Source organism: bacterium, from assembly GCA_018812485.1.
Lineage (GTDB): Bacteria > JAHJDO01 > JAHJDO01 > JAHJDO01 > JAHJDO01 > JAHJDO01.
Genome location: JAHJDO010000075.1, coordinates 39,757 through 56,380, shown reverse-complemented (window position 1 = coordinate 56,380; position 16,624 = coordinate 39,757). Strand labels below are relative to the sequence as shown.

General features: G+C 37.3%; 19 protein-coding genes. 7 read left to right on the top strand and 12 right to left on the bottom strand.

The window, feature by feature from the left end; genetic code table 11:
* Positions 1-148: 148 nt before the first annotated feature.
* The 11 genes from KKC91_06025 to pta form a co-directional block, all read right to left on the bottom strand.
* Entirely contained in the window at positions 149-739 is a 591-nt protein-coding gene (locus tag KKC91_06025) for a hypothetical protein (protein MBU0478106.1), read from the bottom strand.
* 76 nt (positions 740-815) lie between these two features.
* Positions 816-1,934 (bottom strand): glutamate 5-kinase, encoded by a 1,119-nt coding sequence (gene proB, locus KKC91_06020; protein ID MBU0478105.1) that lies wholly within the window; start codon positions 1,932-1,934, stop codon positions 816-818.
* An 11-nt stretch (positions 1,935-1,945) separates the two neighbouring features.
* Complete coding sequence (locus KKC91_06015) at positions 1,946-2,296, bottom strand: DUF86 domain-containing protein (protein MBU0478104.1); 351 nt, start codon at positions 2,294-2,296, stop codon at positions 1,946-1,948.
* Positions 2,293-2,580 (bottom strand): nucleotidyltransferase family protein, encoded by a 288-nt coding sequence (locus KKC91_06010; GenBank protein ID MBU0478103.1) that lies wholly within the window; start codon positions 2,578-2,580, stop codon positions 2,293-2,295. The genes KKC91_06015 and KKC91_06010 overlap by 4 nt, the downstream gene beginning before the upstream one ends.
* Before the next feature lie 128 nt (positions 2,581-2,708).
* On the bottom strand, positions 2,709-3,710 hold the full coding sequence (gene obgE, locus KKC91_06005; protein ID MBU0478102.1) for a GTPase ObgE: 1,002 nt from the start codon (positions 3,708-3,710) through the stop codon (positions 2,709-2,711).
* 1 nt (position 3,711) lies between these two features.
* Complete coding sequence (gene rplI, locus KKC91_06000; GenBank protein ID MBU0478101.1) at positions 3,712-4,155, bottom strand: 50S ribosomal protein L9; 444 nt, start codon at positions 4,153-4,155, stop codon at positions 3,712-3,714.
* A 13-nt stretch (positions 4,156-4,168) separates the two neighbouring features.
* Positions 4,169-5,116 (bottom strand): ACP S-malonyltransferase, encoded by a 948-nt coding sequence (gene fabD / locus KKC91_05995; protein MBU0478100.1) that lies wholly within the window; start codon positions 5,114-5,116, stop codon positions 4,169-4,171.
* Between the two features lies 1 nt (position 5,117).
* Positions 5,118-6,098 (bottom strand): ketoacyl-ACP synthase III, encoded by a 981-nt coding sequence (locus KKC91_05990; protein MBU0478099.1) that lies wholly within the window; start codon positions 6,096-6,098, stop codon positions 5,118-5,120.
* Between the two features lie 12 nt (positions 6,099-6,110).
* Positions 6,111-7,097, bottom strand: a complete 987-nt coding sequence (gene plsX, locus KKC91_05985; GenBank protein ID MBU0478098.1) for a phosphate acyltransferase PlsX — start codon at positions 7,095-7,097, stop codon at positions 6,111-6,113.
* A gap of 1 nt (position 7,098) precedes the next feature.
* Positions 7,099-7,284 carry a 50S ribosomal protein L32 gene (gene rpmF, locus KKC91_05980; GenBank protein MBU0478097.1) on the bottom strand — a complete coding sequence of 62 codons (186 nt, stop codon included), beginning with the start codon at positions 7,282-7,284 and terminating at the stop codon, positions 7,099-7,101.
* A 65-nt stretch (positions 7,285-7,349) separates the two neighbouring features.
* Positions 7,350-8,345: a phosphate acetyltransferase gene (gene pta / locus KKC91_05975; GenBank protein ID MBU0478096.1), complete on the bottom strand. Its 996-nt coding sequence runs from the start codon at positions 8,343-8,345 to the stop codon at positions 7,350-7,352.
* A gap of 458 nt (positions 8,346-8,803) precedes the next feature.
* Between pta and KKC91_05970 the strand changes: the two genes are divergently transcribed.
* The gene (locus tag KKC91_05970) at positions 8,804-9,937 is read left to right on the top strand and encodes a helix-turn-helix domain-containing protein (protein MBU0478095.1); all 1,134 of its coding nucleotides are present in this window, start codon (positions 8,804-8,806) and stop codon (positions 9,935-9,937) included.
* Here the strand turns inward: KKC91_05970 and KKC91_05965 are convergent.
* Positions 9,883-11,406: a glycosyltransferase family 39 protein gene (locus tag KKC91_05965; protein MBU0478094.1), complete on the bottom strand. Its 1,524-nt coding sequence runs from the start codon at positions 11,404-11,406 to the stop codon at positions 9,883-9,885. The two genes, KKC91_05970 and KKC91_05965, sit on opposite strands and share 55 nt — an antisense overlap.
* 157 nt (positions 11,407-11,563) lie before the next feature.
* On the opposite strand from KKC91_05965, the gene KKC91_05960 reads away from it, so the two are divergent.
* The 6 genes from KKC91_05960 (at position 11,564) to mazF (ending at position 16,621) form a co-directional block, all read left to right on the top strand.
* Positions 11,564-12,361, top strand: a complete 798-nt coding sequence (locus KKC91_05960; protein MBU0478093.1) for a carbohydrate-binding family 9-like protein — start codon at positions 11,564-11,566, stop codon at positions 12,359-12,361.
* Positions 12,358-12,918, top strand: a complete 561-nt coding sequence (gene yqeK / locus KKC91_05955) for a bis(5'-nucleosyl)-tetraphosphatase (symmetrical) YqeK (protein MBU0478092.1) — start codon at positions 12,358-12,360, stop codon at positions 12,916-12,918. The genes KKC91_05960 and yqeK overlap by 4 nt, the downstream gene beginning before the upstream one ends.
* Positions 12,915-14,567: an arginine--tRNA ligase gene (locus tag KKC91_05950; GenBank protein ID MBU0478091.1), complete on the top strand. Its 1,653-nt coding sequence runs from the start codon at positions 12,915-12,917 to the stop codon at positions 14,565-14,567. The genes yqeK and KKC91_05950 overlap by 4 nt, the downstream gene beginning before the upstream one ends.
* Before the next feature lie 15 nt (positions 14,568-14,582).
* Positions 14,583-15,971 carry a dihydrolipoyl dehydrogenase gene (gene lpdA, locus KKC91_05945; GenBank protein ID MBU0478090.1) on the top strand — a complete coding sequence of 463 codons (1,389 nt, stop codon included), beginning with the start codon at positions 14,583-14,585 and terminating at the stop codon, positions 15,969-15,971.
* A 69-nt stretch (positions 15,972-16,040) separates the two neighbouring features.
* Positions 16,041-16,283: an AbrB/MazE/SpoVT family DNA-binding domain-containing protein gene (locus KKC91_05940; protein ID MBU0478089.1), complete on the top strand. Its 243-nt coding sequence runs from the start codon at positions 16,041-16,043 to the stop codon at positions 16,281-16,283.
* Positions 16,283-16,621 (top strand): endoribonuclease MazF, encoded by a 339-nt coding sequence (mazF, locus tag KKC91_05935; protein MBU0478088.1) that lies wholly within the window; start codon positions 16,283-16,285, stop codon positions 16,619-16,621. The genes KKC91_05940 and mazF overlap by 1 nt, the downstream gene beginning before the upstream one ends.
* The last annotated feature ends 3 nt before the right edge of the window (positions 16,622-16,624 follow it).

Below are 16,624 nucleotides of genomic sequence, written 5' to 3'. Positions count from 1 at the left end.
GTTATACACAGAACGGCAGTATCCACAAGGTGAAGAGAAGTAGCATAAACAATTTAGGAGATGACTGATAATTTACAGTCCTTAGGAGAGATTGATAGTATGAATTTGCATAAAACTTCTTGCATTACCAATCCAGTGCAGCGATTTGTTATGTTCTCGTTTCCTTCCTTTTATCTCTATCGAGTGAATATTTAAGATACATTGGATAGTGTGCAAGTGGCACAGCGATAACGATAATGAGTAGTGTGGTAATCCTTTGTGCCATACGAACATTATGAATCCCGACTAAGCCAAGAACATCCAGAAAGGATGGACCGCCGACGAGGGCCGATGTGATGATGATCCCTGCAAGACAATGCGCTGCTGTTGGAAGCCACAAGGCGAGCATGCCCGCCCAAACCAATTCATTCTTCATATGGTCACGACTGAAATTGAAGGCAAAGCCTTCTTTCAGGCGATCGGCAACAAAAGGGAAAAATGTTCTGTTTTGTTCTGGCCATATGGCTTTCTGTTTGCGCCATGCAAAGATAAACGAGATGATGAAGATGGTATGCGATATGACCATGAACATAAGAACTTGATTCCAATTCATGCCTCGAACCAAAGGATTACCATCTCGCGATAGATTGTGCCCCAGAGTCAGACAGGTACCCCCTGCATCCCAAAAGGTGCTTAGTATCAGCATGACAATCGCGAATGTTCGTGATGTAATGATTTTTTTTATTTTAAAACCTAACAATTAATATATGGAATCCATATATCCTGACTGTTTTGGACTGTTAGGGACAAAAATTATGAATTTGTGCCTGACACTATTATAATATTACCAGATTATCCCTGTGTACTACTTCATCATAGGACTTATAACCGAGTATATCTTCAATCTGGGAAGTCTTATTCCCTTTAATTTTTTCTACATCTTTGTCTGAATAGTTGACCAGCCCTCTTGCAAATTCCTTACCTCCGGCATCAGCAATTCCGACTACGTCTCCTATGTTATATTTTCCTTTTGAGGCAATAATGCCTGTGGATAAAAGGCTCTTGCCTTTGTTTATTAAAACTTGTTTTGCTCCTTTATCAACAATAATTGTCCCTCTTATATAATGAGCAAATGCTATCCATTTTTTTCGGCCTGTTTTTCTTTTATCAATTTTTGGAAGAAAGATTGTACCGACTTTTTCTCCATTCATTATTCTAGAGACAATATTTTTTTTAAGCCCATTAGCTATTATTACAGTCACTCCTGACTGTGTTCCCATTTTGGCTGCAGTTATTTTTGTCAACATGCCTCCAACCCCTGTTTTTGAGTCAGAAGCATACGACTCTATTTTAGATCGGATTTTATCGACTTCAGATATAAGAAAAGCTTGCTTACTTTTTTGGGGATCAACAGTAAACAGTCCATCAATATTAGAAAGCATAATTAAAAGGTCTGCATCTAAGAGATTAGCAACAAGTGCAGAAAGAGTATCATTATCTCCAAACTTAATTTCCTCAGTTGCAACAGTGTCGTTTTCGTTAACAATAGGAATAACATTCTCTTTAAATAGTTCCATTATTGTATTGCGTATATTGAGGTATCTAAGTCTGGACTTAAAGTCATCCCTTGTGAGCAGAATCTGCGCAGTATGATATCCTCTTTTTTTGAAGATCTCTTTATAAGTATGCATTAGCTCATTCTGCCCTACAGCAGCAACAGCTTGTTTTTTTGATATTGTCAATGAATGCTTCCTAATGCCCAAAGCCTTCATACCTGCGCCTATAGCACCTGAGGACACAATAATTATTTTAATATTTTGTTTTCGCAATTCCACTATTTCCTCGGCAATATTGGATATTCTTGTTCTATTTAACCCAGTGTCTGAGGTCAGTACATATGTGCCTATCTTAATAACAATGCACTTAGCGCTCTTGATTAGCTCTTTTCTATTCATAGTGATTCTATTTAAAAATTATTCTCCAAATCTTTTTTTACTTTCAATACCCTTTTTTTTAATTCAGTGACATCTTGTTTAGCAACTTTCCATGTTAGTTCTAAATCCACACCAAAATAATCATGTATAAGAATATCTCTCATTCCTGCTATCTCTTTCCAAGCAATATCGAGGTATCTATCCTTTATTTCAATAGGTATATTTTTAACAGCTCCTCCAATAATTTCAATTCTTCTAACAACAGCGTCTTGTAGTTGTACTGACTTGGAAAATTTATCTTTTGTTATTCCTTTTACGTATTCCTCAATTCGTTCTATACATTCCAATATATGCTCAATGAAAACTTTCGGATCTTTTTTCATAAAATCACCTCTTGTTCATTCAAAATTCTATCTCTAAGAAGAGGATGTAAGGAATTATAGGTAAGTACATCCACTCCTATTTTTAGCAATTCTTCCAATGTTATCTTAAGCCCTGAAAGGTCCAGAAGACTTTTATCTCCATTGAACTCTACCAAAACATCTATATCACTGCCTTCTTTATTTTCTCCTCTTGCAAAAGAGCCGAATATTGCTGCTTTCCTCACATCGTAACGTTGTAGAACAGGAAGAATCTTTCCCTTTATTTCCTCAATCTGTCTTCTCATATCGTTACCTTTACATCGTTTAACTTATTAAAACTATTCACATTATAACGAAATCTTGTATTTATTGCTATGTTTTTGTAAATGAAGTTCCTCAGGATTTTATCTTTTGCAATGACAGAAAGCGGATTTTAGGAGGTAAAATCCTGAATTGTATCTTTTTCAGTTTCAGTGTGTAATAGCTTATCAACATAGTAGATCAACTCTTTCACCCCTTCTCCATAGAGTGCAGAAATAGCAAATATCTCCTTTGAATGCAACTTTTTTTTAAAATCTTTAAGGTTGGTTTGTGCAGTAATTATGTCCATCTTATTAGCAACTATTATTTGGGCTCGATCGCCTAAATTATATAGAGATAACTCTTTATTAATAGCATTAAATTTTGAATACGAGTCTTCATCAGACATATCGATAAGATGCAGAATGATTTTTGTTCTGCTTATATGAGCCAAAAACTTATTTCCCATGCCTTTTCCCTTGTGTGCACCTTCTATTAATCCCGGGATATCAGCAGCTACAAAGGATGAGTCATGTACTTTTATAACTCCTAAAAGTGGCTCTATAGTGGTAAAGGGATAATCAGCTATTTTAGGCCTGGCATGTGATATACGGGAAAGCAAAGTGGATTTTCCTGAATTTGGATATCCAACCAGCCCAATATCAGCGATTAGGCGCAGCTCTAATCTAATATCCTTTTCTTCACCTTTTACCCCTTGTTCTGCGATTCGCGGAGCACGTTTAGTAGATGTGGCAAATTTGGCATTTCCCTTTCCTCCTCTTCCACCACGCGCAACTATGACCCTATCAGCATGATGACATAAATCTACAATAGTTCTGTTATGCTCTTTTATAATTGTTCCAACAGGTACCTCTAATATGATGTCAGGACTGTTTCTACCAAACATTTTTTTGCCTTTGCCATGTTGGCCATGTTTGGCTTTGATATGTTTTTTATGAAGAAAACTGATAAGAGTTCTTTGATGGGGGACAGCTTCAATAATGATGTCTCCGCCTTTTCCTCCGTCTCCTCCGTCAGGACCGCCTTTGGGAACATATTTTTCTCTGCGAAAGCTTACACATCCATTACCACCGTCTCCTGCTTTTACATGTATGACAACATTATCGATAAACAAATTATGCCTTTACTACCCATATTTTTACTTCTGCTGTCACTTCTGGATGAAGTTTGATCTGAATATTGAAAATACCCAGCTTTTTAATTGGCTCTTTTAATGAGATATTCTTCTTATCAATTTCTACTCCTTCTTGCTTTAGCATGTTTGCAATATCAATAGAAGTGACTGAGCCATACATTTTTTCGTCTTCTCCAACTTGAACAGGAATTGTTAAAGATAAACTAGAAAGTTTTTTTGCTATCTCTTCAAATCCTGCTTTTTCCTCCTGCGTTTTTCTCCCTTTAGCTTTTTTAATCTGTTCTGCAATTTTCTCAGCACCTGGAGTTGCTTTAAGGGCTAATCCGTGTGGTAATAGATAGTTTCTGCCATAGCCGTCTGCTACTATCACTATATCTCCTGTGCTTCCTAACTTGTCAATATCTTGTTTTAAAACAACCTTCATTTTTGTTCTCCTCTCACGTCATACTATTTAGGATGGTTTTTGTCTTATTCAGACTTTTCTCATCTTCTATATTGAGTATCTGAATGCTTTTATCAATCCTTGAGATAAGTCCTGATAATACTCTCTTTGGTCCTATTTCGATAAATGTACTAATTCCTGCTGATATCATATTTTTAATTGAGTCTTCCCATAGTACAGAACCTGTTATCTGTTTAGTCAATGCCTCTTTTATATCAGAGGGCTGTGTTATCGGTTTTGCAGAAACATTTGCATATATAGGAAGATTTGCATTTTTAATATTGTAATTTTGCAGTTCATCACATAATTTCTCCTCTGCGGATTGCATTAGACAGGAATGAAATGGACCGCTCACCGCTAGTTTGATTGTTTTTCGAGCTCCTGTAGAAATGGCTTCCTCTATTGCTTTATCAACAGCTTTATGTTCACCTGATATGACAATTTGTCCTGGACAATTGTAATTGGCAATCTGTACAATTCCATATTTATAGGAGATCTTGCAAATATTTTTTACTTGTTTTGCATCTAATCCGATAATCGCTGCCATTGTTCCCGGATATTGCTGAGATGCTTCCTGTATAAAAAGCCCTCTCTTTTTGACAAGCAGTAATGCGGATTCCAGATCCAATGCGTTTGCAGCTACCAAAGCAGAGTATTCCCCCAAACTGTGGCCTGCAACAGAAGAAACAGATTCTCTTTTAAGAAGTTCATCAAGCACAACCAAACAGGCAATACTCGCTGCAAGTATTGCTGGTTGACAATTCTCTGTAGCGCTCAGGTTTTCTATAGGGCCTTCAAAACATAATTCTGCAATATCATATTTGAGAATTTTATTTGCGCATTGGAAAATATTTCTGGCACACGAATAATTATGATAGAAGTCTTTTGCCATTCCAACATATTGGGAGCCTTGTCCGGGAAATACATATGCGATTTTCTTCATTCTACCACCTTATAATAGCTGATGCCCATGTAAGACCAGCGCCAAAAGCATCCATGAGTATTATCTGTCCATCTTTTAATTTTCCCGAAGCAGCTGCTTCAGCCATTGCTATTGGTACAGAAGCGCCTGAGACGTTTCCATATCTTGTAACATTTATCCATACTTTTTCCAGAGGAGCATTTAGCCTTTGTGCCAGAGCGTTTATAATTCTTAAGTTTGCCTGATGGGGAATAACAAGATCTACGTCCTCATTTTTTAGACTACATTTAGCAAGTACTGTTTCTGCAGCGTTTGTCATTGCTCTAACAGCAAGTTTAAAAACGGAATTTCCGTTCATTTTTAGAAAATGCAGTCTTTCATCTATCGTTTTATGCGTTGCAGGAAATTGTGCGCCTCCACCGGGCATATTCAATAAATCCCATGCTGAACCATCCGCTCCGAGATATGAGTCCAGAATAACTCTTTTATTATCTATAGCACGTCCAATAACAGCAGCACCTGCCCCGTCTCCAAATAACACACAGGTTGTACGATCTGTCCAATCTGTGATTCTAGAAAGTGTGTCTGCTGCAACAACTAAAACTTTTTTAAATGTATTATTTTCAACGAAATTTTTTGCCATTGTTAAGGCATAAATAAAACCACAGCATGCTGCATTCACATCAAATGCGCATACAGTTTTAGCTCCTATTTTATCCTGAAGAATGCATGCAGTGGAAGGAAATGGCATATCAGGGGTTATAGTGGCAACAATAATACAATCTATTTGTTTAACATCTAATCCTGCATTTTTAAGAGCTTCCTGAGAGGCAAACATAGCCAGGTCAGAGGTAGTGTGTTTATCATCAATTATATGCCTTTCTTTTATACCTGTTCTTGTTGTAATCCACTCATCAGACGTATCTACCATTTTTTCAAGGTCTGCATTCGTAAGAATTTTTTCTGGCACATAAAAACCGGTTCCCAAAATACCTGCTTTAATATTCTCCATTTTTTAGTTCTTTAACCTCTCTTTTATATGTTCATTAACACGGTTGTTTACGAATTTCTCAGCTACCAAAATGCTGTTTTTGATGGCCAGAGAAGAAGAGTTACCATGTGCTTTTATACATACACCGTTAATTCCAAGAAAAGGAGCCCCGCCATATTCCGCATAGTTCAGACTTTTTTTGAAGTTTTTATAAGCTCCTCTGCTTAACATAGCTCCAATTTTAGAGAGAAAACTACTTTTCAGCTCATTGCGTAGTTTAAGACATATATTTTCTCCTAGTCCTTCGGCAGCCTTAAGGATTATATTGCCAATAAAACCATCACAAACAATAACATCCACTTTACCATTAAAAATATCCCTTCCTTCTATATTGCCAACAAAGTTAATTGGTGCTTTTTTTAGTTCTTCATATGCTTTTTTTGTTAAGTCATTTCCCTTGTATTCCTCTTCTCCAATGTTTAGAAGGCCTACTTTCGGATTTCTTTTTTTAAAGATATACTTGCTGTATTCATTTCCCATTATTGCAAATTGGTAAAGATTCAAAGGACTACAGTCCACATTTGCACCTACATCAAGCAGTAGGGAAGCTTCACTTAGAGTAGGCATCAAGATAGCAATTGCCGGGCGCTCTATGCTTTCTATTGTCCTTATATAGATTGTAGCGGATGCCATGTATGCTCCTGTATTGCCAGCTGATACTACAGCATCTGCTTCTTTATTCTTAACCAAGGCTACAGCTTTGATCATAGATGAATCTTTCTTTCTCCTGATAGCTTGAGAAGGAGGTTCATGCATTGCTATGATTTCAGATGCATGTTTGATCTGGATACTAGAACCCGTATATCCATGCTGTATTAACTCTCTTTTTATTATTTTCTCGTCTCCAACCAGTATAAGGTCAAAGGTCTGTTTTTTAGCAGCATCTAACGCTCCTTGTATAACTACAGAAGGCCCTTTATCAGAGCCCATAACATCTACTGCTATTTTCATATTATGAAGCCTTCTTAATTTCGACTACTTTTTTACCATTATAGTACCCACAATGAGGACAAACTCTGTGTGGAGATTTGGTCTGACTGCAATGTGAACATGTAGCCATTGCAGGTAATGATAACTTTTTATGCGTGCGTTTTTTATCCCGTCTCGACTTTGAAAATTTCCTTTTTGGAAGTGCCACTGTTAATCTCCTTTTTTTCTAAGTTTCGGGTCGGATTTATCCGACCCCTACATTTATTCTTAATCCTAGGCAGAGTGGGCTTGTATAGCTGCAATGGCAGATATGTTAACAATATCTGCTACACTACATCCTCTAGATAAATCGTGTGCTGGTTTCTGAAGTCCCTGTAGCAGAGGACCTAATGCTTGTGCTTTTGCTAAGTACTGAGTTAATTTGTACGATATATTACCTGCTTCTAAATTTGGAAATATTAGTACATTTGCTTTTCCTGCAACATTGCTTTGAGAAGACTTTCTTTTTGCAATTTCAGGAACAATAGCAGCATCTGCTTGTAGCTCTCCGTCAATTTGCAAATCAGGACACATTTTTTTTGCAAGCTCAGTAGCTTTTATTACTTTATCAATAAGCTCATGAGATGCGCTTCCCTTTGTTGAGAATGAGAGCATAGCAACCTTTGGCTCAGATTTTATGAACATGCGGGCTGTTTTTGCAGATGCTATGGCAATACTAGCAAGCTCTTCAGATGTTGGATTTGGCACAATACCTGCATCAGCGTATATAAAAACACCATGCTCTCCATAAACGCAGTCCGGAACAATCATAACAAAGCAGCTTGAGACTACTTTTATACCATTTGCAGGGCCTATTAGCCATATTGCAGCGCGCAGTGTATTTGCAGTAGTATTTACTGCCCCTGCTACTGAACCATCAGCCATGTCTTTTCTCACCATCAAAGCAGCGTATAATAGAGGCTGCTTAATTAGTGTACAGGCATCTTCCTTACTTATGCCTTTATGTTTCCTCATATCATAAAACAATTCAATGTCTTCATCTGTTACTTTTTGTTCTGGATCAATTACTTTCACGTTTTCTATATTTATACCGGCATGTTTTGCTGCTTTAATTATATTCTCTCTTTTTCCTAATAGTATAGGGTCAGCAATCTTCTCCTTTTCCAGTATGGATGCAGCTTGTATTACTCTTATATCCTGTGACTCAGGCAAGACTATCCTTTTCCTGTCAGACTTTGCTTTATTTCTGATTTCTTCTATTAAATTCATATCAGATTTTCCTGTTTTAAGAGGCCTCATACTATACCAACTCACTCTAGTTTTGTCAAAAGGATTTGGGCAAAAGAATAGAAATGGTAAGATACATCCTTACCCCCTAGGTGGAGGATACAAGGGACCCCATCCCGAAAGCTTTCGGGATGGGGTCAGGAAAATATTAATAATATCTACGAGAATATTTAAGGAGATAAAGAAAGAAGCATCATGTTTCAAACGATTGTTTGACGGATTGGGGACAAGATTCTCGCTATCCAAACTAACGAAACCGAGCAATACGTTCCGGTTACTGTTTGGTCTGAGCGGGACAGTCTCTCCCAGAAATGGCGGAGGGTTAGAGAATGGGATGACTACATTAACGATCCTATGGATAAAATGGTAATAAAAAAGGGCACATAATATATTAAGATACCTTCCTTAAATTTTCCCCAAATAAAGAGGAGGATATCATTATGTGCCCAGTGCGATACTATCAAATTATGAGAAATTGTAAAGACAAAAGGGCTCACCGTTACCAGATGGTTCAGTTCGCCTTAAAGCATGGCCGTAAACCTGCTGCCAGAGCATACAATACAAGTCCCTGTGTCGTGCGTAAGTGGATAACACGCCTTACTGAAGAGAGTTATGCAGGTTTAGCAGACCGTTCGAGAAGACCCCATACTTCTCCAAGAGAAACACCGCAGGAAATTAAACAGCATGCTATAAAATTAAAAAAGAAATACAAACGGCTGGGGGCTGAACAAATAAAGGCGTTGGAAGATATCAGTCTGTCTCCTAAAACTATGCGTAAGATCTGGCGGGAAGCCAACGTCCATTCAAGAAGAAGGATTAAGAAGTATAAGACCAAGAATAACCTTCGCGAAGTTAAGAAACAGTTCGCTTTGTTTGGACACGCCATGGAAGATACTAAAGATTTAAACGATATCCCTGAATACTGGACTCGAATGACTCAGCTTAAACTGCCTAGAGTTCAGTATACTTATAGAGAAGTAAGCTGTGGTATCCAATTTTTAGGGTTTGCCGACGAAAGAAGCTTAACCCATTCCACCATATTCGCTAACTACATAAACTACTGGTTACGTAAATTTAACGTACTGCCTGCTAATTCCATAAGACAAACAGACAATGGATCGGAGTACTGCGGCAGCTGGCAGTCCAAATCTCCTTCTGCTTATACCTTGGCCATAGAATCTATGCCGGGACAAGTACACAGAACCATATTCCCCGGCGCTCATAGAATGCAGGCTGATGTTGAAACTGTCCATAATCTCATTGAAATAGAATTCTATGAGATAGAACCTGCCAAAAATCGGTTAAACTTTATGCAAAAAGCTTACTCTTACCAGCTATTCTTTAATCTCCATAGACCCAATACTTACAAAGAGAATAAAACGCCATGGCAGTTGGCTAGAGAGAAAGTGCCTGATTTGGATAAGCGCTTGCTTATGATTCCGCCTATTGACCTTGATGTAGCCATCAGATTAGATCAGTCCTTTTCTGCCCAGGGGGGTAATGATGTGTTGACCGTTCCCTATTTGGGCAAAAGAACATCTCTTTTGTATATCTTTAAGAAAGGTACTCCTTGATAAGACACTTCATATATTGGCTTCCCATGTTTATATATTTCCCACAGTTTGTCATTAAACATTCCCTGTCTTGATAAAAGAATCAGATAATCAAAATTCTCATCATTGATATCAGCTATTTCTATGTCTTTTCTCAACAGACCTGTTTCTTTATAGTATCTTGGTACAAAACTGCCAACCGGACAAAATATAACGCGTCCGTTTTTCGGAGTATTATTATTTATAAATTTTATGGTTTTCCCTGTAATGCAGTCTCCCCAGTAAGTAGTTTCCATTCCCAGTTTATGTGCTCCTCTAATTCCACCAATAAACATGTTGTAATAGGATGTTTGATACGGATGCATGCATGCCAGACTTATTAATGCAGGAAGCAATAATATGTAAAGTCCATTTGCTAAGAATTTATATGTTTTAGTAAATGTGCTTATTCTCTTATATAGTTCAAAGAATCCTACGCCTGCAAGCACAGCTAAAAAAGGGAATATAGGCATAAAAAGTCTTATACCGTCATATTTTTGAGCTATTGGTAATGACATTAGTATTAATAAAAATAGAATATTTATAATGACAATGCCTAAAATTTCATCTTTAAGATGTTTTTTGATATATGCGTGGATTCCGTATATTGATAATAAGAGCGTTGCAGAGGGAACGGTTGTTAGCAAAAGGAGGACTGGATAGTGCCAGGGAGCAGGTTGTGTGCCATAAATTTTTCCAAGATAAAAAACATTAACAGGATTATGTTTCACATGATACATATAAAACTTAATAATGTTAGAAAAAGGGTCGTACCATAGTCTTGGCCAAAGTGCTATAAGAACTAGTGGAGAGAGAAAAAAAATAAAGAACACATTGCTTGCATAGGATTTTCTTCTATATATTTGTCCCCACAATAAAAGAGGGATTATTAAAAATACTGCGTTCTCCTTTGTTAATAAAGCAAGTCCACATAGTAGGCCGACGAATACGCTCCATTTTGTAGAACTAGTTCCTTTGATAAATGCCCAGGTCACAATAAACCAGACTAGAGCAATAGGGACATCATATACTGCAAAATGTCCATGCGCAAAAACACGAGGCATTAAGAATAGTGATAAAGAGGAAAAAAGAGCAGTATGAATATTGTAGTATCTTAAACTAAAGAAATAAACAGAGGTTATAAGAAGAGAAAATAATAGGCACATAGGGATTCTACAAGCGTATAGAATGCCAATAAATTTGTGTAGCAACAATAAACCTCCACCCATAATATATTTTACAAGAGGTGGATGTGGTTCAAACTGCCAGAATTTTTCTATTGTGCTTTCTAAGAAAGGATGCGGGGAAATTAGCCAATCAATTTGATGAAGAATGTAGGAAATATAGATTGGTTCATCCCAGGTTATGCCATAATCAACAACAGTAAGCACACTTAAAATGAAGGTAAGAAGAAAGATACAAAGACCTATGTATATATAAGCTTTTTTCATTTCGATTATATTAACAGACTGTTAGTTCTATTTCAATGTAGAATGAGATATTTCAGAACATGTTATGCATTAAGGGATTATAAAATAATTGTTGCAAAGATAGACTTAATAATTTATTCTGAAATTGAATTATCAGTAAATAACAAGGGGAGTCGATATGGGAAATGCAAGCAAAAAAAATGTTTTTAAATTCGCATCTATTGTTACATCTGTTCTTATTCTTGCTTTAGGGCTTCTAGGGTTTTCGTGGAATTTTGGCAAATGGGATAAAAAAGCGCCTAAAGAGTATATATGCCAATATACGGAGGAAAAAGTAGCAATTGATGGTGTCTTTGATGAGCCCTGCTGGCAGAAAGCAAAAAAAATCACATTTTACCGTCTTGAGCGCTGGGTTACCAAGCAGCCTCATCGCAAGGCAATCTCAAAGACTACCGCTAGACTTCTCTGGGATAAAGATTATCTCTACATTGCCATGGAAGCAGAGGACAAAGATATATGGGCTACAATAGAAGAACATGACGCTGTTTTGTGCAGGGAGGACGTTCTTGAAATATTCCTAAAACCGAGAAAAAGCAAATGTTCATATTACGAGTTTGAGATAAGCCCTAAGAATGTAACATGGGATATATTTTATTCAAGCCGTGGAGTAAGTGATAATGATAAACATTGCACAGCTTATGAATCAAACCTGAAAAGTGCAACAAAGGTGTATGGCACACTGAATAACTGGAAAGATGAAGATGGGAAATGGACACTTGAGGTAGCAATACCTTTTTCTTCATTAAAAGACACTATTGACAGGACTCCTCAAAATGGTGAACAGTGGCGTTTTGCATTATGCAGATATGATTTTTCTTCTTATTTAGAGGACGTTGAACTCTCGAGCAGCGCATGTCTAGGACAGAGATGGTTTCACTTATACGAAGATTATGACATCTTGAAATTTCAAAGGTGATCAAAGAAAAACTCAAAAGAATGCTTAATGACCAAATATATGCTCATTCTCTTTCAACATGTGAAACTGCACTTGACTTAGCAAGAAGATTTGGTGCTTCAGAGAAGAAGGTCGAGCTTGCAGCTCTTCTTCACGATTGCGCAAAATCAATGCCGTATGATGAACTGATATATAGCGTTGGAAAATATAAGATTTCGGTTGATAAGCTTGAACTGGAGACAGAGTCCCTGCTTCATGCTCCAGTTGGCAGTAAGCTCGCTAATGAGTTTTTTGGAATAACAGACCCTCAAATATTAAACGCAATACGATATCATACAACAGCAGCTCCTGCGATGTCTGGTATCGCAAAGATTGTATATGTAGCAGATTTTATTGAATTAGCCAGAGGGCATAAAGGAGTAGTAGATGCAAGAAAAGCAGCAGAGAAAGATATAGATAGAGCAATGCTTTTTATTCTAAGAAAGAAGATTCCATATTTAGTAAAGAAAAAGGTGCTAATTCATCCAAGGTCAGTTAAGGCATTAAACTGGTTTCTGGAAAAAGAGAAAAAAAAGTGATTAATAAAGCTAAAGAACACATAGTAAAAATAGTTCAAGAAAGCATTAAAGAAATATATTCTATTAGAGGTCTATATATTTCAGTGGAAAGAACAAAAGATGAAAAATTTGGTGATTTTTCAACAAACGCAGCAATGATGCACTCGCATAAATTAAAAGAATCTCCAATTAGTATAGGTGAAAAGTTATGTAAAAATATTCAGCAGTCCTTGTCTAAAGATTTATTAATAGATAAAGTTCTGCTGGTTAAACCTGGATTTATAAATTTTTACATCAGCAAAAAGTTCTGGATAGATGTCTTTAAAGAAGTTGTTTTGGCAGGAGAGAATTATGGCAGAAGTAATACGGGAGAGGGTAAAAAGATCCTTGTGGAATTTGTAGGGTCAAATCCCACCGGGCCCCTTAATGTAGTGAGCGCAAGAGCTGCATCTATTGGCGATAGTTTGTGCAATATTCTCTCGTTTAATGGATACGATGTAAAAAGAGAATTCTATGTAAACGATGCAGGAGAACAGGTTTCAAGGTTTGTTGAATCACTTATTGCAAGATATAAACAGATATACGATCCCGATTTTCCATTTCCAGAAGAAGGCTATCATGGTGACTATGTAAAGGATATGGTGAAAGAGCTAGATAAAATATATGGCAGGAGTTTGCTGGATAAGATAGATGGTGATGTGTGGAATAGATGTAGATACTTTTATCTTTCAAGGATATTAGGCGACCAAAAGCGCGATGTGGAGGATTTTGGAGTTAAGTTTGATGTGTGGTTCAGCGAGAAAACACTTCATGATTCAGGCAAAGTTTCTAATACTTTGGAAGAATTAAAAAAGAACGATTTTGCGTATCCGAAGGATGGAGCGACGTGGTTTCGGTCCAAAGAGTTTGGTGACGACGAGGACAGAGTTCTGAGAAAGGCTAATGGAGCGCCAACTTATTTTCTGGCAGACATTGCATATCATCTTGATAAGTTTAAGAGGGGATTTGATAAAGCCATTGATTTTATGGGTCCTGACCACCACGGGCATATAAAAAGATTGAAAATGGCTATGAAAGCGTTAGGTATTGATGAGAAATGGCTGGATGTTTTTATAGTTCAGCAGGTTAATCTTATGCGTAGTGGAGAGAAAATTAAAATGTCTAAAAGAGCTGGCAGGTTTGAGACAATGAGAGATTTATTAGCGGAGGTCGGCAAGGATGCTGCAAGGTTTTTCTTTCTTATGCGCTCACAGAGCAGCCATCTTGACTTTGACCTGAATTTAGCAAGGGAGGAGTCTTCCAAAAACCCTGTTTATTATGTTCAGTATGCGTACGCAAGGATATGTAATATATTAAAACATGCCGGAGAGGAGAAAGTTGATAATCCCAATACAGAGCTTATAAATAAGCCAGAGGATATTGAATTAGCAAAGACATTGGCTGGATTTAAAGATATATGCGAAATTAGCGCTCTAACTTATGCGCCTCACAGAATAGCAGGATATTTACTAAAACTTGCTGGAATATTTCATAACTTTTACAATAAAAACCGTGTTGTTACCAAAAATAAAGAATTGACAGCTGCAAGACTATTGGTTATTAAATCTACCAGAATTGTGCTGGCAAATGGACTCAGACTTCTTGGTATATCTGCGCCTGAGAAAATGTGAAAGGGGAGAAGAACAATGGCGAAATATGATATTGGAATAATTGGTGGAGGCCCAGGCGGCTATGTAGCGGCGATAAGAGCAGCGCAGTTAGGAGCTAGGGTTTGTGTTGTTGAAAAGGATGGCGTGCTTGGAGGAACATGTCTTAACAGAGGATGTATTCCCACAAAGGCTATTCTTCATTCAGCAAAAATGTATAGAAATCTCATTAGCGCGGGAAAGTTTGGTATAAATACTTCTGGCATATCTCTGGATTATGGGAAAGTCATAAATAGGAAAAATCAGATCGTTAACAGGCTGACAAAGGGTATAGAATTTTTGTTCAAAAGCAACGGTATTGAAACAGTAAAAGGGAAAGCAGAGATTATGTCTCCCGGAGTAATAAGAATAACAAATAATTCCCAACAATCTGAAGTGGATGCAAGCAATGTAATAATAGCAACTGGTTCAGAACCTATGAAATTGGCTAATATTCCAACGGATGGAGAAATAATCCAGACAAGCAGAGAGGTTCTTTCTTGTGATAATCTACCTGGAAGTATTTTAATAATAGGGGCAGGCGCTATTGGTTGTGAATTTGCAGATATTTTCAATTCTTTTGGAGTCAAAGTAAGACTAGTTGAGATGATGGATCATATACTGCCAGAAGAGGATAATGAAATTGCAAGTCAGCTTGAGAACATTTTTAAAAAGAGAGGTATTGAAATTTTTACTCAAGCAAAAGTTGCTAGAGTCGAAAAGAGGAACTCTTCAGCAAATGTATATTTGTCAGAAGATAAGACATTTGAAGTGGATAGAGTGCTTGTTGCTGTTGGAAGGAATTCAAATATTTCTGGAATTGGATTAGAAGAGAATCAAATAAAACTGTATAAAAATAGAATTCTTGTAAATGAGTATATGCAGACAAATATTCCACATATTTATGCGGTAGGAGATATTACGCTAGGCCCTATGCTTGCGCATGTTGCTTCAAAGGAGGGAATTGTGGCTGTGGAGCATATAATGGGTATGGATTCAAAAATGGATTATAAGGCTATACCATCCTGTGTTTATACAGATCCTGAAGTAGCAGGAGTTGGTTTAACTGAGCAAAAAGCAAAAGAAACTCATGAGATAAAGATAGGCAGATTCCCTCTAATGGCAAGTGGGAAGGCAATGTGTATAGGAGAGACAGAAGGCTTGGTTAAAATTATAGCTGACAAGGATACGGATGAGATTTTGGGAGTGAGAATGATTGCTCCTCATGCAACAGAACTGATCGCTGAGTGTGTGCTAGCAATAAAGGCCGAATGTACATACAAGGAACTTGCGGAAACAATTCATGCACATCCGACCATATCTGAAGCAATTATGGAAGCAGCAGAGGATGTTGATAGTATTGCTATAAGTTTGCCTAAAAAAGCTTAAATTTATTTTTTTGTTGCAAAATATCCACAATTGTGTATACTCATTGTAGATACAAAAAGAGAGGTAATTATGAATATAAAAATTCAAAAGTGGGGAAATAGTTTGGCATTGCGAATTCCGCGAGTTTTTGCGATTGATACTCACTTAAAGCAGGGGACTATCGTGGATTTAACGACAATTGATGGTAAGCTGATTGTCAAGCCTGCTGATGAACGGAAGTATACTTTAGAATTTCTTCTTAAGGGTGTTTCAAAGAATAATCTCCATTCAGAGATTGATACGGGGCATTCTGTTGGTTTGGAGACATGGTAATGTCTCAGAGCTACTGTCCTGACTGTGGCGATGTGGTCTGGATTAGTTTTAGCCCTCAAGCAGGACATGAGCAGATGGGACGCAGGCCAGCTCTTGTTTTATCTCCAAAGTCTTATAATCAAAAGGTTGGGCTTGCTATCTTTTGCCCCATTACAAGCCAAGCAAAAGGCTATCCATTTGAAGTATCCATTCCAAAGGGATTGAAACTATCAGGAGTTATTCTATCTGATCAGGTGAAAAGTCTGGATTGGAAGGTCAGAAATGCTGAGTTTTGCTGCAAGGTTTCGTCATCCACACTTCATGGGGTGACAAGCAAGTTGAGCACGCTTTTATTTTAGTAA

Bases quoted from the DNA above. Each gene is read 5' to 3' on its own strand.
- proB (MBU0478105.1), bottom strand. From the start codon at position 1,934: ATGAATAGAAAAGAGCTAATCAAGAGCGCTAAGTGCATTGTTATTAAG.
- KKC91_06015 (MBU0478104.1), bottom strand. From the start codon at position 2,296: ATGAAAAAAGATCCGAAAGTTTTCATTGAGCATATATTGGAATGTATA.
- KKC91_06010 (MBU0478103.1), bottom strand. From the start codon at position 2,580: ATGAGAAGACAGATTGAGGAAATAAAGGGAAAGATTCTTCCTGTTCTA.
- rplI (MBU0478101.1), bottom strand. From the start codon at position 4,155: ATGAAGGTTGTTTTAAAACAAGATATTGACAAGTTAGGAAGCACAGGA.
- fabD (MBU0478100.1), bottom strand. From the start codon at position 5,116: ATGAAGAAAATCGCATATGTATTTCCCGGACAAGGCTCCCAATATGTT.
- plsX (MBU0478098.1), bottom strand. From the start codon at position 7,097: ATGAAAATAGCAGTAGATGTTATGGGCTCTGATAAAGGGCCTTCTGTA.
- pta (MBU0478096.1), bottom strand. From the start codon at position 8,345: ATGAATTTAATAGAAGAAATCAGAAATAAAGCAAAGTCTGACAGGAAA.
- KKC91_05970 (MBU0478095.1), top strand. From the start codon at position 8,804: ATGTGCCCAGTGCGATACTATCAAATTATGAGAAATTGTAAAGACAAA.
- KKC91_05965 (MBU0478094.1), bottom strand. From the start codon at position 11,406: ATGAAAAAAGCTTATATATACATAGGTCTTTGTATCTTTCTTCTTACC.
- KKC91_05960 (MBU0478093.1), top strand. From the start codon at position 11,564: ATGGGAAATGCAAGCAAAAAAAATGTTTTTAAATTCGCATCTATTGTT.
- lpdA (MBU0478090.1), top strand. From the start codon at position 14,583: ATGGCGAAATATGATATTGGAATAATTGGTGGAGGCCCAGGCGGCTAT.
- KKC91_05940 (MBU0478089.1), top strand. From the start codon at position 16,041: ATGAATATAAAAATTCAAAAGTGGGGAAATAGTTTGGCATTGCGAATT.
- mazF (MBU0478088.1), top strand. From the start codon at position 16,283: ATGTCTCAGAGCTACTGTCCTGACTGTGGCGATGTGGTCTGGATTAGT.